Here is a 16,339-nt window from a genome sequence, read left to right on the forward strand (position 1 = left end):
TTTCTTTTATTCCACTCGCTTTGAGGTAGCTGGGCCTATCCCGACAATCTGCAGAACCGTGTCTTCATCTTTGGCGCCATCGTAGTGGATTTCATTGCCATAGTGAGTGACAAAGCTGCCGGCTGGCACCGGTTTAAAGTGAGCAGGATTATAGTCTGCCCCTGTTGCGACCCACCAAGTACCTGAAAGCACAGTGATGAACCTATCATTAGGATGTGAATGGGGACGGCTATGGTGATTCGCCTTCCATTTGTTCAGGACGACATACAAGCCTGGTTTGCTAGGATCTCCTACCAAGACTGCAGATTCTGACCCGCTAGGGTTAGCTATCCACTTAATGTCTTTAGGCAGCTTGATTGAAATGGCTTTGGGATCCAACTCTTCTCCTGCACTTGCAATGCTGATGCTGGCTGTTAATACAACCAGTCCTAGTATGCCTGCCAAGGTCAAAGTGGTGAGGGATTTGTACAGTGTGCTCATTACGATTCTCCGGTTGGTATGCGACGTATTACTGCGCCTTTAAAATAGCCATGTCTTGTAATAGCAATCGTCATGCCAATGGAGGGATGGATTTACTTGTATGAATAATAAGGGATTTTAGTTTTATTGATGCAGGGTAGAGTTGTCTGAACAACAATCGACCAACACTTGGTGCTAGAGGAGTAAAACAGCGTTATTTGGTTTTTGTCTCATCCGCCAGGTAAGCTTGTACCGCTGCATTGACCTTGTCGGTGATTTGCGTAGAGGGTATAGGGGTGCTTGCTTTGGCAATGTCCTGCGCATATTGATAGAGCGGAATAAACAGATTGTCCTTATCTGGAGCCCCACGTAGTACTAGAAGGTTATTATCGGCGATAAGTTGCTGCCATTTATTGCGTACAGCATCCCATACGGGCTTGCTCGCCTGAATATAACGGTCTCCTTCGCTCCAGTCAAAATCCTCTATACGCTCATAACGATTAAAGCCTGACTCGCGGCCAATCACCGGACTGCTGGCTGCAATTTTGCCAGTCTTATCGAGCCTGACCTTTAGGTTTTGTTGTTCATGTACCCAACCTGTTGGGGTGATAATATGACGGTTATTGCCTATCAGCACATCATAGTCGCTGCGTATGCTGTATTCGCGGCGAGGAAGTGGCCGCCAGCCATCTTCATCTGCCCAGCTAGAGTAATTGCCAAGGTGCTGCCATTTGGCCACCCCAGAATATCTAGGACTGTCATCAACTTGATAAACTGTCTGGCGCCAGGTCCCATTTTGTTGATGTGCTGGTACCTTGATCCGTTGCCAGGTGTTGTTTCCTTGGAACACAAGCTGTTCCCGCGCTTCATATTGCCAGTCCTGGCGCCAATGCTTGGTGACGAATGGGCCTTCAATCTTGCCGTTATCATCGACAAAGGACATGACCAACAAGTGTTGCAGGACGATGGAGGTGCCTTTGTCTTCTACAACATATACCTTTTCTGTGCCCCAGCTACGATAAGGGCGAGTGGGTTTATAAGCAGCAATAAACCCAGTAGTTTCGATGAAGTCAAAAGTGGCCCGATATTCCCCGGCCATGGCTAAAATGGCGCGCCGGTCTCGTTCAAAGCTGTTCAAGCCGGGTGACTGCAAGGCTTTCCAGTCTGCAGTTGGTTCCGTGACTAGTTTGACTGCTGTACCTGTTGTTGTGCCACCTCGGGGAGATAAGCTGGATTCGTCTTGGAATTGCCATGAGAATGTATATTGACGCTCAGTGACAGGCGTCACGGTGTCAGCGTAAACCAAAGCGAGATGGGAAAAAAGAATCAGTACAAGGACTAGCCTGGATGTCATGAGTTGTGAGCGGTCATGGTGTGTAAATAGGTGATTTTAAAGTAAGTGGGATTATTGCAAAATTGTATTATGCCCAGTGTGTGGCGATAAACCAGACGATACCCGCGCTTACTGCGAGTAATATTGAACCTAAAATTACATGCCCACCTTGGCTTGCATGAGTATCAGGTAATGAATGATGTACCTGCTTGCGGCCAGTAATCATCGCCTTGACTAGGTTTTCACGTTTGAACAATCGATAATAGATGATAGCTGCAATGTGTAATCCTATGAGGCCATATAGTATGTATTGGTTGATCGTATGTAGATAGGTTAGATAGTCGCTAGTATCTTTATCAATCAGTGAGTAAAGCGGGCCTTCAGTAAAAATATCGTCGTTAGAAAAAAGCCCGGTAACAGCTTGTGCCAGTAACAGCAATAGCATGGCTATAACCGACCATCCACCCAAAGGATTGTGTCCGATAGTCTTATCTCCAGTACCTTTCAGGTAGCCAATAATCGCGCGTGGGCCGCGAATGAAATTCGAAAACTTGGCATAAGTGCCGCCTGCAAACCCCCACAGCACACGAAAAATCAATAGGGCCAGCAAGGCCTCTCCGGAAATGACATGCCACTCCAAAGCATTTCCACCTATTTTGACGGTAATAATGGCAATAGCAAAAAGCGCCACGAGGGACCAGTGAAAAAATCGTAAGGGAAAATCCCAGGTGTTGATGTGTTTCATATTTGCTCCTAAAACGTTGCCACCATGGGTGACAAGATATTCTGAGATTAATAGCAAATAATGTACCTGGGTATAAATTTATTTACATACAATATGTTAGGAGTTTTTTTGTGAGTGAAGGGCATGAATCTGTTTGTTTTGAAGCAGGTTGTTGCTGAAAATTGAGCAGTTGGATATTTCTGGATCAGCAGTAAGTGCAGTGAATTGGGTTTTAAGAAGGGATTGTCTGTATGAACTTCACGTACTTTTGATGAGTGGGATGAGCATATAAGCAGGACGGAATAACCTGAGAGTCAGGATGCTAGGATTGGAAAATAGTGTTTTATGCGCACGGTTACATAAAAAATCCCGCATTACACGGGATTTTTTATAGTGATTCATTATCTCTTTTTTATATATAAGTCTGTGATCGTGCCTTCCTTCATCTCGGCAGCAAAGCATATCGTCTCTGACAAGGTGGGGTGGGCATGGATGGTGAGGCCAAGGTCATGGGCATCAGCGCCCAATTCTATGGCCAGCACGGCTTCTGCCAACAATTCACCGGCATTGACACCGACGATGCCTGCGCCAATCAGTCTATGCGTTTCCTTGTCGAAAATCAGCTTGGTGGCGCCCTCTGAGCGAGCGATAGATAATGCGCGGCCACTGGCAGCCCAGGGGAATGAGGCTTTCTCAATGTTCAGTCCACGGGCCTTGGCATCCGTTTCGGTCACGCCAGCCCAAGCCACTTCAGGATCAGTGTACGCCACTGAAGGAATGGCTAATGCCTGGAACTCGACCTTGTGTCCGGCAATGACTTCTGCCGCTACCTTGGCTTCATGCGTGGCCTTGTGCGCCAGCATGGGTTGTCCCACGATGTCACCAATCGCAAAGATGTGCGGTACGTTGGTACGCATCTGCTTGTCGACATTGATAAAGCCTCTGTCATCGACTGCAACACCTGCGTGTTCTGCCCCTATATTCTTGCCATTGGGACGGCGGCCGATGGAGACCAGCACGCGGTCATAGACTTGGGTTTCCTTGGGCGCATTTTCACCTTCAAAACTGACATGGATGCCGTCTTTCTTGGCTTCAATCTTGGCAACCTTGGTCGAGAGCATGATGCTTTCGAAACGCTTTTCCATGCGTTTCTGCAATGGGCGGACGAGGTCACGGTCGCAACCGGTGATGAGGCCATCCATGAATTCAACCACGCTGACTTTGGTACCCAGCGCGTCATATACCGTCCCCATTTCCAGGCCGATAATACCGCCGCCAATTACCAGCAGGCGTTTGGGGATATCAGCCAGCGCCAGCGCACCGGTAGAATCCATGATGCGCTCATCTTCAGGAGCGCCAGGGAATTTGGTTGCTTGTGAGCCGGCGGCAATGATGGCGTTCTGGAACCCGACTGTGGTGACCTTGCCATCTGCGGCAGTGACAGCGATCTGGTGCGGGCTGGTGAATTGACCTACGCCCTGGACAACAGTGACGCCGCGTTGCTTGGCCATTTGCGCCAAACCGCCAGTCAGCTTGGCAACGACATCGTTGGCTTTCCAATTGCGCAACTCATCCAGGTTGATCTTGGGTTTGCCAAAGCTAACGCCATGATGAGCGGTGTCTTCCGCTTCGGTAATCACTTTGGCCGTATGTAACAGGGCCTTGGATGGGATGCAACCCACATTCAGGCAAACGCCCCCAAGTGTGGTGTAACGCTCGATCAAGACCACCTGCTTACCAAGATCTGCTGCACGGAAAGCCGCAGTGTAGCCGCCTGGGCCAGAGCCCAAGACGACCACCTCAGTGTTGATATCTGGATCACCGCTTGGAGTGGATGGCGTGGGAGCTGGCGTTACAGCTGGCGTTACAGCAGCAGTACTTGCTGCTGGTGTCTCGGTTGCTGGTGCCGCAGTCACTTCGCTGGCGGATTCTTCCAGCAGCAGGATCAATGCACCCGTGGCAATCTTGTCACCGACTTTAACCTTGACTTCCTTCACTACGCCCGCGTGGGAGGAGGGAATATCCATGGAGGCTTTGTCAGACTCAAGGGTAATCAGTGAGTCCTCCTTGGCAATGGTGTCGCCAGCCTTGACCAGGACTTCAATCACATCCACGCTATCGAAGTTGCCGATATCGGGAACCAATACTTCAGTAATTTTGCTCATATCTTTCCCTTAATTCTTACAGCAACAAACGACGTACATCAGACAACATCATGCGCAGGTGGCTGGTGAAGCGTGCACCATCAGCACCGTCAATGACGCGGTGATCGTAAGACAGGGAAAGTGGCAGGATCAGGCGTGGCTCGAAAGCCTTGGTCTTGCTATTGAACACAGGCTGAATGCTGGAACGGGAAACACCAAGAATCGCGACTTCCGGACAATTGATGATAGGGGTGAATGCAGTGCCACCGATGCCGCCCAGGCTGGAAATGGTGAAGCAACCACCCTGCATTTCCTCAACCTTCAACTTGCGCTCTCGCGCCTTGGCTGAAAGCTCGCCCAGTTCTGCGGCAATTTCCAGTACATCCTTGCGGTTGACGTCACGGATGACCGGTACCACCAGGCCATCAGGCGTATCGCAGGCAAAGCCGACGTTATAGTACTGCTTCAGGATCAGGCCTTCACCATCAGGGGAAAGCGAGGCATTGAAGTTCGGATAGGTACGCAATGCATTGACCGAGGCCTTGATCAGGAATGCCAGCATAGTGAGCTTGACGCCACGCTTCTCGGCGTCTGCCTGCATGGACTTGCGGAAGTCTTCAAGGTCGGTAATATCCGCTTCATCAAACTGGGTAACGTGGGGGGCGGTGACCCAGTTGCGATGCAGGTTGGCACCAGACAGCTTCTTGATACGGGATAGTGCCTTGATCTCTGTGCCGCCAAACTGGCTGAAGTCGATGACCGGTGCTGGTATTACGGCAATGCCCCCGGCGGAAGCGATACCGCCGCCGCGTTGTTTGTTGAGTTCACCCTTGACGAAGGCCTGTACGTCGCTTTGGACAATACGGTTCTTGGGGCCACTTGCGCTGACCAGCGACAGGTTAACGCCAAGTTCTCTTGCAAACTTGCGTACCGATGGACTGGCATGAGCCTGCTTGCCCGGTGCAGTTTCCACATGGGCGGCAATCGGGTTGGGAGTAGCTTGTGGTTGTATGGTTGGTGGTGGCTCTGGTGCCGGACGAGTGGGCTCAGGTACTGCGGCTGCAGGCGCGGCTTGTGCCACTGGGGCTGGCGCAGGTTTTTCCTCAGTTGCTGGTTGCGCAGTAGAACCGCCCTCTTCTGCATCCAGAAGCAGGATCAGCCCACCCTGGGCAGCCTTGTCACCGACCTTGATTTTGACTTCTTTGACCGTGCCGGCAAAAGGCGCGGGGATATCCATGGATGCCTTGTCGGACTCCAGAGTGATCAAGGAGTCATCTTTGGCGACGGTGTCACCAGCCTTGACCAGGATGTCGATCACATCCACGCTGTCAAAATTACCGATGTCGGGAACCAGTACCTCTTTAATTGCCATGCTTGTGTTCCTTAAAATTCATCTTTTCAAGATCATCATGCCCAACCTCCTGAGCTAGATCAACAAGAGGTGATGCATGATGAATGCGACAAGTTAAACCGTAGTAGGGTTAGGCTTGTTCGCGTTGAGTTTGTATTTCTTGATGGCTTCAGCTGCCTTGGCTGCTGGCAGTTTTCCTTCGTCAGCCAGAGCTTTCAATGCCGCGACGACGACGTGGAAGCGATCAACTTCAAAGAAGCTACGCAGCGCTTCACGGGAGTCTGAACGTCCATAACCATCTGTGCCCAGGGTGACGTAACGTTGTGGAATAAAGTTACGGATCTGGTCAGCATAGGACTTCATGTAATCGGTCGAGGCAATCACAGGCCCTTCTGCTTTTTTCAGGCTGTTTGCAACAAAGCTTTCTTTCTGTGCCTTTTCTGGGTTGAGCAGGTTCCAGCGCTCAACATCCAGGCCTTCACGGCGCAGCTCGGTAAAGCTGGTCACGCTCCAGATATCAGCAGCAACACCCCAGTCTTTTTCCAGTAAGTCAGCTGCAGCAATCACTTCGCGCAGGATCACGCCGCTGCCAAGTAGCTGAACCTTGGGCCCCTTGGCCTTGGATTTGCTGAATGCGTAGATACCCTTGAGTATGCCTTCTTCAGCACCCTTTGGCAGGGCAGGGTGAGTGTAGTTCTCGTTCATCAGGGTGATGTAGTAGTAGACATCCTCCTGGTTTTGCACCATGCGACGAAGCCCTTCCTGAATGATCACGGCCAGTTCATAGGCAAAGGTCGGGTCGTAGGAAATGCAGTTGGGGATGGTGGCAGACATCAGGTGGCTGTGACCGTCCTCATGCTGCAAGCCTTCGCCATTCAGCGTGGTACGGCCAGCAGTAGCACCTAGCAGGAAACCACGCGCACGCGAGTCGCCCGCTGCCCATGCCAGGTCGCCGATACGCTGGAAGCCGAACATGGAGTAAAAGATGTAGAACGGAATCATCTGTACGCCGGTGACGCTGTAGGAGGTCGCGGCGGCGATCCATGAAGAGAATGAGCCTGCCTCGTTGATGCCTTCTTCAAGGATCTGGCCGTCTTTCTGCTCTTTATAGAACATCACCTGGTCGGAATCCATCGGCTCGTACAATTGGCCGACGGAAGAATAGATGCCGAGCTGGCGGAACATGCCTTCCATGCCGAAGGTACGGGCTTCATCCGGCACAATGGGCACTACAAACTTGCCCAGGGTCTTGTCGCGTACCAGCGTCGAAAGTATGCGTACAAACGCCATGGTGGTGGAAATTTCGCGTTCGCCTGTGGCACCCAGCATGTTCTCGAATGCAGAGAGTTCTGGCACGGTCAGCTCGTTACCTTTACGACGACGGGATGGCACAAAACCACCCATGGCTTCACGACGCGCTTTCAGGTACTGCATTTCCGGGCTGTCTTCTGCCGGACGGTAGAAGGACAGGTTTTCCACCTGCTCATCGGTCAGAGGCAGATCAAAACGGGTACGGAAGGCCTTCAGCGTTTCTACGCCCATGCTCTTCTGCTGGTGGGTCGTGTTCTGGCCTTCGCCTTCCTGGCCCATGCCATAGCCCTTGACCGTCTTGGCCAACACTACAGTAGGCTGACCCTTGTGGTTCACAGCCGAGTGATAAGCCGCATACACCTTGTGCGGATCATGACCGCCACGATTCAAGCGCCAGATATCCTCATCGGACATGGCGGCGACCATTTCCTTCAGTTCAGGATACTTGCCGAAGAAGTGCTCACGCGTGTAGGCGCCACCCTTGGCCTTGAAGTTCTGGTATTCGCCGTCTACGCACTCTTCCATGCGCTTCTTGAGCAGACCATCCTTGTCCATTGCCAGCAATGGATCCCAATAAGAGCCCCACAGCACTTTCAGCACGTTCCAGCCTGAGCCGCGGAACGCAGCTTCAAATTCCTGAATCACTTTGCCGTTGCCACGTACCGGGCCATCCAGGCGTTGCAGGTTACAGTTGATGACGAAAATCAGGTTGTCCAGTTTTTCACGCGCAGCCAGGGAAATGGCGCCCAATGATTCAGGCTCATCCATTTCGCCATCACCACAAAATACCCACACCTTGCGGTCTGAGGTATCAGCAATGCCACGGTCATGCAGGTATTTCAGGAAGCGTGCCTGATAGATACCTTGCAATGGGCCAAGACCCATGGACACAGTAGGGAACTGCCAGAAATCAGGCATCAGCCAGGGGTGAGGGTAAGAGGACAGTCCATTGCCTTCCGTTTCAATACGGAAGTTGGACATTTGTTCTTCAGTCAAGCGACCTTCCAGGAAAGCGCGGGCATAGACACCTGGTGAGGAATGCCCCTGGAAGTAAATCAGGTCACCGCCAAAGTTTTCATTGGCAGCACGGAAAAAGTGGTTAAAGCCTGTGTCATACAAAGTGGCCGCGGATTGGAAGCTGGCAATGTGACCACCTACGCCAGGTGATTTTTCATTTGCGCGTAGTACAGTCATGATCGCATTCCAGCGGATCAGTGCGCGAATCTTGCGCTCCATGGCGGTATCGCCAGGATGCTTGGCTTGCAGGTGTGACGGAATGGTGTTTACGTAAGCGGTAGTCGCGTTATACGGTAAATATGCACCTGAGCGGCGAGCCTTGTCGATGAGCGTTTCCAACAGGAAGTGCGCGCGCTCGGTTCCCTCGCTCTCAAGTACCGATGAGATGGCTTCAAGCCATTCCTGGGTTTCTTGAGGGTCAATATCGGGGGTCAATGCCATGTAGGATCTCCGGGAAACTTGTATGATTCGCTTGGGTATAATCAGCCTGATGCAGCATCAAGCTTGAAATGTCGTTATGGCTTGAGGCCGTTTTGAAGTCGCTATATTGGCTTTTTTGACTCATCAGGTCAAGTTTTGCCGTATCAGCCAGCGCTTGAATCCAAGAGGCTAACCCGCTAAAAACAAGAGGAATCTTAATGACCGTGCAATTGAAACAAATCGCTAGCCTGGCTGATGAGAAATCCCTCGCCAATGCAAGTCATATACTGTTTGTTCTACCCAAGAACAAACCATCCGCATTGCCACTGGCGACAATACTAGAGGCCAGGCTCAGACGTGCGCGTAGCAAATATACCGACCTGGCGAAAACACCACTGTTCGCAGACCTCCCCAACGGCGGTGTAGCCAGCTGGGTGGTGCTTGATGGCAAGCAAAATTGTTTTCAACGACATACGCTGTTACGTAAAGCAGCCAAGGCCCTATTTGAGGATAAACCACAGGCTGTGACGGTGGTGGTGTTGGGGGATGATGTGCAGCGTGAGCAAGCTGCACGAGAAGCGTTTTATGTATTGAGCGTGAATGCGGTTGCATTGCCTTCCCGTAAGGCTAAAACCAAACAATATCCGTTGAAGAAAATTTCCATCCTGGGATGGAAAGATGATGCGGGTTTTGCCGATGTCGCCGCCCTGGTGCAAGGCAATGCGCTGGCGCGGCAATTGACGATGACCCCGCCGAATGAGCAGACCCCAACCCAGTATCGGGAGCAGATTGCTGCACTGGCCAAGCAACATGGCTGGAAACATGAAGCATTTGACGTCAAAAAGCTACGTAAACTGGGGGCAGGGGCATTTGTCGCCGTGGCCCAGGGATCCGATCCGCAAGATGCGGCGATTGTGCATCTGAGCTATGCGCCTAAAGGCGCACAACAGCATGTGGCGCTGGTGGGCAAGGGCATCTGCTTTGATACCGGAGGCCATAACCTCAAGCCTGCCCGTTATATGAGCGGCATGCATGAGGACATGAATGGTTCTGCAGTGGCGCTTGGGATACTGCTCGCGGCCAGCCAATCTACATTGCCGATCAGGATTGATTGCTGGCTGGCGATTGCACAAAACCATATTGGCCCACAGGCCTACAAGCAGAATGACGTGGTGACGGCACTGAATGGCACCACGATTGAAATAGTGCATACCGATGCCGAGGGCCGCATGGTACTGGCAGATACACTGACGCTGGCCTCACGTGAAAAGCCCGAGTTTATTCTGGATTTTGCAACGCTCACCGGCAGCATGCATGTGGCCTTGGGAGATCGATACAGCGGCGTAATTGGCAATCATCAACATTGGCTGGACAAAGCGGTTGCCATTGGGGAGACGGTGGGCGAGCGGGTATGCAAGCTGCCGTTTGATGAAGATTATGAAGAGGATCTGGAAAGCCATATCGCGGACATCAAGCAGTGTACCTTGGAAGGAGGGGCTGACCATGTCTTGGCGGCTCGCTTCCTGGCCAGATTTATCGAGAATGACGTGCCCTGGGTGCATGTGGACTTGTCTTCATACAACCGTAAGGGAGGGCTGGGGGCTGTAGGCAGTGATGTGAATGGCTTTGGCGTTAGTCTGGGATTGACACTGATTAAAACGGCTGGCGAATAAGTCTGTTAGGACTATTTTAGTTGGCCGCTATTTTCTATCTAATGAAGAAGTTAGTCAGTGAGCAAACACTATAAAGATAAAGGCACTAAACACTGACCGATCCAATGGATGATATGAAATATTCATTGGCACATAACCCAGGAAGGAAAGCCAAATGAAAATGTCCAAGAGAGTGTACGGATTGTTACTGGTGTCTGGTTTTGTATGGCAGCTTCCCGTGGCCATGGCTGCGGATAGTGGATTTAGTGTCGGGGATTTTTCCGATGCAGAGTGGACGCAATATAGTATTGAGAATACTGGCGGACAAGTCTTGAACTGGAGTGCGCTGGATAATACCGGAGGTAATCCCGGCAGCTATAGCCTGTTGGATTTCAATAAGGCCGCTACTTCGCAACCTGGTTTAAGTGCCATCAGGGTAGCTAATATATACGATGGGTTTGCCTATAATCCTGCAGTGTCGGGTGCGTTAGATACGCTTAGCTTCACATTTGATGCCAAAGGCTTCTCCAGTAACATCAATACCCAGGTCTCAGCCTATTTGCGACCAGTGATCCTGCAAAACGGGATCAGTTTTTCAGTCGCTTCGTCTGACACTATAGTCACGGTTGGCAATTGGAATACCCTGACTTGGTCATTTACATCGGCTAGTAATTGGGGTGACCCTTATAACGATGTGGAATTTAACCCAGATTTCAGTGCATCAGGAGCTCCTATCCAGTTTGGTTTTCGCTTCTCGTTGAATTTGTCTTGTAGTGGTGCTTTTGGATGCAGGCAAACATTGGCTAGGACTGGTGTCGATAATTTTCAGGTCAGCGTGACTGCTGTGCCTGAGCCTAGTGCTTATGCCATGATGTTTGCTGGCTTAAGTCTCCTCGGTCTGGCTCGCAGGAGAAAAATGCAACAGTGCGTTTAAACATCTGGGCTTGTTAACCTCTGCGGCAGAATTGCTTTCATTAAGATGAAACCGGATGGGGAATAGAAAAAGGGCGGCATTGTCGCCCTTTTTCTTTATCGCCGACTTCTTATATTATCGGTGGCATGATGGATTATTTTGATTTGGTTATTCCGCTGCATGAAGTTGAGTTGAGCGCTATCCGCGCACAAGGGGCGGGCGGCCAGAACGTCAACAAGGTCTCCAGTGCTATTCACCTGCGGTTTGACGTGAAGGCGTCATCCTTGCCTGAACCAGTCAAGGCGCGTTTGTTGCGCCTGCATGACCATCGCATTACGCGCGATGGGATGGTCATCATCAAGGCCCAGACTCATCGCAGCCAGGAGCTTAACCGCGATGATGCCCTAGAGCGCCTACATGCGCTGGTGGCGAGTGTAGCCGTATTGCCCAAGGTACGCAGGCCGACCCAGCCTACGCGAGGTTCGCAAAGACGCAGGCTGGAAGGTAAAAGTCAGCGTGGTGAGGTAAAGCTGATGCGCCGCAAGGTCACTGACGGCTGAGTGCCATGCTGTCTTGCCTACAATGTTTGTCTATGAAGGTTGTGAGCAGCACTGATGTTGTATTAATAAGGACCGTGGGTATAGCTTGATGGTTATTTGACTGGTGGTTTGAGCGCTCTACGCAGCCTGCTAATTTTTCGTGTCATCCAGCGCCAGAGCCAGCCATCGGCAATTTCCCTGCCATTGATGATCCAGGTCAATGTTTTATGGTTGCTCAGGCATATAGGCTGTGCAGCCTTGCCAGATGAGCTTCCACAGAAGAGCAAGCGATCACCTATCAATAATGGGGTGGTGAGTGCGGGTAACAGCTCATATTGGCCACTGCGCACCAGCATCAGTGGAACTAATGGCAATTTCCTTACGCGGTTGGCAGGGTCTCGTGTCAGGGCATCCAGCGTGACGGGCAGGCCCCAGGCAATCAGGTTGGCGACAGCCGGACTATGTTCTGCATCCACTGTGACTCCCCAGGCATCGGGTACATTTTCTCCGACGATACCCACCAACTGGCTGATCAGCTGGTTTGCCCAGTTGTTGTCCTGGGTACGGACCAGGCGGAGAAAGTGCGTCATCATGGGGGTGATCATACGAGCCAGACATTCGTGCGCAATGATGTCGCTGGTGTCCATGGAGATGTCTGCATTGAAATGCTCAAACAGGGGTTCGTTGAAACGGCGGTTCTTGCGCACCACCACAAACAGGTCTGGATTGATCTTTTGCGCGGTCATGACGATGGACAGGTTATTAATGTCGCTATTGGTGCCGGCAATAATACCCACCGCATCCGCGATACCCGCTTCTATCAAGGTAGCTGCTTCAGTACCGCTGCCGACGATGCAGTGTTCACAGTGGGTAAGTTCTGGATCGGCTTCGATCACTACGGTGGTGATTTGCTCGCGTTCCAGGTTTTCTACCACGGCCTTACCAAAGCGCCCATAGCCACAGATAATCCACTTACCTATCGGCGGGACTTTAGGCAATATCAGCGTGTCGCCAGGAACCCCGGTGAGCCATTGATGCAATAGATAGGTACCAATCGCATGTACTTCCATCCCAAGTTGATCACCAAATAGCTGGTAAGGATTAAGGATGTGATCGGTACCAAAAGAGGCCATATTGGCCGCGACGTCGTCATCTTCGGCGCGTGCCAGCACTGTCAGGTTGGGGTTGAGCAATTTTGCCCCCACCGCTACTGCCAGATTAACGTGGTCATTGTCGGTCAGTGCGGCGATCCCTTTGCACATGGGATGACGCACGCCAGCGCGCAATAAGGTGTCGGGCAATTGGGCATCTGAGCATAGCGCAGGGATGTCGAACTGGTAGTCTTCCAGTTCTAGGTCATTCACCCGGTCTTGATTCATTTCCGTGACGACAACGCGTATGCCTTTGTGATCAAGCGCTTTGACCAGCAGGCTGCCAGTCTCGCCATAGCCAGACACAATGTAGAACGGCTCGTGCAGGTTGGCGACGGCGCGGGCAAAACTCGTGGTGGTGAGCGCTTGCTTTAGGGCCGGATCCTGGAACAGTGAAATAATCTTACCGATGGCATAAAACCAGGGAATGACGGTCAGGTAAATCGAGAATGTCATCCATAAACGCTGAGTAGAACTATAGGGGTAGGGCACTTCACCAAAGCCAATGGTGGTGGCAGTGTAGCTAATTACATAGAGCGCCTCGAAAATGCTCATGTGCCACGGCTGGCCTTTGTCATCAATTCCCGGCATCAGCGTCAGCCCGATGATGGCAATGGTATAAGTGATGATCACCGTGATCAGCGGCGCACGCATGCGCCGCAGGATCAGGAAGAATATATTATTCAATCGTGAATTCCGTTTGCACCGGGATGGCTGAGCGCCAGGATCAACGGCGCAGGGTAATGGTTTCTGCCAGCAGCAGAATCACTGAGGTGATATTGGCCAGCAAGGCCCCACCGCTGAGTGAAACCACTCGCGACGAGGTGCCGCTATCATCGCCAGCCGTGACGGTAACCCAGACCACAGCTGCTGCAATCAGTTGTAAGTCGGCGACCAGGCTGGTGGAAAGATGGATGGCACCAATTTGGGTGCGATCGCCGAATTTGAGCACTGTGGCAATTAGGTTCACCACAATGGCAGCATATAGCTCGTATATATGGTGGTGGATAGGGTTATCGCTGCCACCAATAAAAAAGCCAAAATTCAAGGTCATCGCTAATACGATGAAAAACCCAAACACTACTTTTTCCAGATTCATGGCGATCTCTTAAAATGAACAGTCAGGTGATTTACTACCAGCGAATGGGTGCGAGTTTAGTGGATTTTCCTCAATCGAGCACCCTTACCAGAATTTTTTTGCCTCTTTCAGGGCTTTCCATGTCTCTGACAAAGACTTTTTATGGCGTTTTTCATGCTTGTTTGCCCAATCGAGGTAATGACTCAATGTGGGCTGCAATGCAGGGTCGCGTTTTGCCAGGCGGCTCAGCAAGTTGCGTGTGACGCTGAGATCATTGAGTTTGCCCAACAGTCCCTGCAGCGCACTCAATGCATGCCTGAATTGCACGGCCTGGCGCTGGGTTTTCTTGCCTGGGTAAAGAGGGCTAAAAAAGTCAGTCGCATAGCGCAAACGGCGCGCACTGATGCGAACCTGATGCCGTTCATCATCCGCCAATTTATGCAGTTTCTTGCCCTTTACCAGTAGCTTGTCCAGATGTTTTTCCAGTTTGCTGCTGGCGGTGTGTGCGAGAGCATGCCTGCTGGGTGCAAGACCATTGGCCGCGCTCAGGCCCAACACCAGCAATAAGCGTTGATAGCGCTGGCTATTCAGCCCCGCACGTAATCTGCTATAAGCGCGTTTTTGCGCTGTTCTCGCCCGCTGGTAAATTCCGGCAGCATTGCCGGGATCCAGGTTGGCCTTGGGCAGAGATTCTGTCAGCAACACATCCAGGTCGCGTGCGCTGCCAAGCAAGGTGTTGAGCCAATCCAATTCTGCTTTAAGAGCCTCATCGGCCAAGCCAAATAATCTCAGCGCCGCGCTTAGCTGACGCAAGGCGATACGCATCTGGTGCACACCTTCAGGGTCTGCTCCTGTCAGTGCGATTTCCTGATTGCTCTGTAAATGACGCAGGCACTCCCAGGCTATCTTCTCAAATGCCTCTTGCTGGTTATCCTGCTTGGTCAACCCTGTCGGTTTTGCATGGGATGGGGTAAAGGGAAAGTCGCGGTAATAGGCATATCCGCGTTGGGCCTTGCTGACATTTTCAATCGTCAGCGCGATGTCTGCCTGTAAAGCCAGCGCCAGTTCAAACAGGTGTTTGATATCGCCCTGCTTGAGTTCCAGCTCAATTTCGGTCATGGCTTGCTGTTGTTTACCCGCAATCACCTGACCAGCATCCAGTGATAATTCGATATGGCTGCCTTCGTATTGCAACTGCCACTCTGTACGGCGCATGTCGGTGGTAAAGATGGGTTTTAGCGCCTTGCGTAATGTCAGATCGTCAAATACCGGCGTTAGCATCGGGTCAATGATTTTGGTGAAGTCGGGTTCACCTTTGGCAATGATGTCTTCCCATTCCAGACGTTGATGCAAGCCTGCCAGTGAGTGACCAGCGGCCTTGACTGCCTGAAACCAGCCGCCAGACATGCGTCGTACCCGCAGGCTTAAGCGTTTATCCAATAGTTGCAGGTCCTCGGTGTCGTAATAGGTGCTGACCAGTCTGCGGGTAATAGCCTTTTCGCTGAGGTGTTGACGGATGACCGGATGACGTCGCAGGCGAGGAATATCGCTGACGGCGATGCGCAGCTTGAGTTCAATTTCATTTGGCATGGCTGCCTCCCTGTTTTGCAGCACGTTTGCTGGCATTAACCAGCCAGTGTAATAGTGGTGACCATTGTTGCAAGTCGCGACTTACCTGTGATGGACGTACATCAAACAGGCTAGCGCCTTGTTCTGCAGCCAGGGCATAGACCTGGGCATTGCGCAAATTGCCCAGCACAGGAAAGCCCGACTCTGCCAGAAAGTCCTGCAACGCAGAAGCGGCGCGTGTACGACTATCAACTCTCATGCCTATCATCGCAACAAAAGTATGGCCCTTGCGGATGGATTTTTCTTCACGCAGCACTTGCAGAAAATCGCGTGTGGCGCCCATGTCGAAAGCGGATGGCTGCATGGGTACGATGACCCAGTCTGCATGTTTCACTGCGGTACTTAATTTATCTCCGCGCAAGCCTGCGGGAGAGTCGACGATGTTCCAGTCTGCACTCAGGCTGCCGGTATGGTCACCACGACCGTCCAGTCCATGAATCAGAGGCAGCTTGTAAGGGCGGCGCTCCAGCCATTGCAAAGCCGAGCGTTGTCTGTCCATGTCGGATAAAACGACATGGCGTCCACGGGTGGCAAAGTAGCCGGCTAGGTTGGTAGCCAGGGTAGTCTTGCCACTCCCTCCCTTGGGGTTGGCAATCAGGACTGTACTCAAAACTGCTC

At 51.7% G+C, this 16,339-nt stretch carries 13 protein-coding genes; 3 read left to right on the forward strand and 10 right to left on the reverse strand.

The features are described 5' to 3' along the window. Positions 1-6: 6 nt before the first annotated feature. From LG201_RS00205 to aceE, 6 genes are all read right to left on the reverse strand, one after another. Positions 7-480: a cupin domain-containing protein gene (locus tag LG201_RS00205; RefSeq protein ID WP_226770180.1), complete on the reverse strand. Its 474-nt coding sequence runs from the start codon at positions 478-480 to the stop codon at positions 7-9. A 193-nt stretch (positions 481-673) separates the two neighbouring features. After that, complete coding sequence (locus tag LG201_RS00210; protein ID WP_226770181.1) at positions 674-1,813, reverse strand: DUF6607 family protein; 1,140 nt, start codon at positions 1,811-1,813, stop codon at positions 674-676. A gap of 67 nt (positions 1,814-1,880) precedes the next feature. Continuing rightward, entirely contained in the window at positions 1,881-2,537 is a 657-nt protein-coding gene (locus tag LG201_RS00215; RefSeq protein WP_226770182.1) for a cytochrome b/b6 domain-containing protein, read from the reverse strand. A 380-nt stretch (positions 2,538-2,917) separates the two neighbouring features. Next, on the reverse strand, positions 2,918-4,681 hold the full coding sequence (gene lpdA, locus LG201_RS00220; RefSeq protein ID WP_226770183.1) for a dihydrolipoyl dehydrogenase: 1,764 nt from the start codon (positions 4,679-4,681) through the stop codon (positions 2,918-2,920). A gap of 16 nt (positions 4,682-4,697) precedes the next feature. Further along, positions 4,698-6,032, reverse strand: a complete 1,335-nt coding sequence (aceF, locus tag LG201_RS00225; protein WP_226770184.1) for a dihydrolipoyllysine-residue acetyltransferase — start codon at positions 6,030-6,032, stop codon at positions 4,698-4,700. A 93-nt stretch (positions 6,033-6,125) separates the two neighbouring features. After that, positions 6,126-8,780, reverse strand: a complete 2,655-nt coding sequence (aceE, locus tag LG201_RS00230) for a pyruvate dehydrogenase (acetyl-transferring), homodimeric type (protein ID WP_226770185.1) — start codon at positions 8,778-8,780, stop codon at positions 6,126-6,128. 197 nt (positions 8,781-8,977) lie between these two features. On the opposite strand from aceE, the gene LG201_RS00235 reads away from it, so the two are divergent. The 3 genes from LG201_RS00235 (at position 8,978) to arfB (ending at position 11,884) form a co-directional block, all read left to right on the forward strand. Then, positions 8,978-10,432 (forward strand): M17 family metallopeptidase, encoded by a 1,455-nt coding sequence (locus LG201_RS00235; protein WP_226770186.1) that lies wholly within the window; start codon positions 8,978-8,980, stop codon positions 10,430-10,432. Between the two features lie 160 nt (positions 10,433-10,592). Continuing rightward, entirely contained in the window at positions 10,593-11,345 is a 753-nt protein-coding gene (locus LG201_RS00240) for a PEP-CTERM sorting domain-containing protein (RefSeq protein ID WP_226770187.1), read from the forward strand. Between the two features lie 143 nt (positions 11,346-11,488). Continuing rightward, positions 11,489-11,884 carry an alternative ribosome rescue aminoacyl-tRNA hydrolase ArfB gene (gene arfB / locus LG201_RS00245; protein WP_449810936.1) on the forward strand — a complete coding sequence of 132 codons (396 nt, stop codon included), beginning with the start codon at positions 11,489-11,491 and terminating at the stop codon, positions 11,882-11,884. Between the two features lie 92 nt (positions 11,885-11,976). Here arfB and LG201_RS00250 read toward each other — a convergent pair whose 3' ends face one another. The 4 genes from LG201_RS00250 to LG201_RS00265 all read right to left on the reverse strand — a co-directional run bounded on the left by LG201_RS00250 (position 11,977) and on the right by LG201_RS00265 (position 16,331). Continuing rightward, positions 11,977-13,668: a potassium channel family protein gene (locus LG201_RS00250; protein ID WP_226771889.1), complete on the reverse strand. Its 1,692-nt coding sequence runs from the start codon at positions 13,666-13,668 to the stop codon at positions 11,977-11,979. A gap of 73 nt (positions 13,669-13,741) precedes the next feature. Further along, positions 13,742-14,113, reverse strand: a complete 372-nt coding sequence (locus LG201_RS00255; RefSeq protein WP_226770188.1) for a DUF6394 family protein — start codon at positions 14,111-14,113, stop codon at positions 13,742-13,744. 84 nt (positions 14,114-14,197) lie between these two features. After that, entirely contained in the window at positions 14,198-15,682 is a 1,485-nt protein-coding gene (locus LG201_RS00260; RefSeq protein WP_226770189.1) for a CYTH and CHAD domain-containing protein, read from the reverse strand. Further along, positions 15,672-16,331 carry a ParA family protein gene (locus LG201_RS00265; protein ID WP_226770190.1) on the reverse strand — a complete coding sequence of 220 codons (660 nt, stop codon included), beginning with the start codon at positions 16,329-16,331 and terminating at the stop codon, positions 15,672-15,674. Before LG201_RS00265 ends, LG201_RS00260 begins: the two co-directional genes overlap by 11 nt. Positions 16,332-16,339: the final 8 nt, after the last annotated feature.

It is taken from the genome of Methylobacillus gramineus, assembly GCF_020532675.1.
Lineage (GTDB): Bacteria > Pseudomonadota > Gammaproteobacteria > Burkholderiales > Methylophilaceae > Methylobacillus > Methylobacillus gramineus.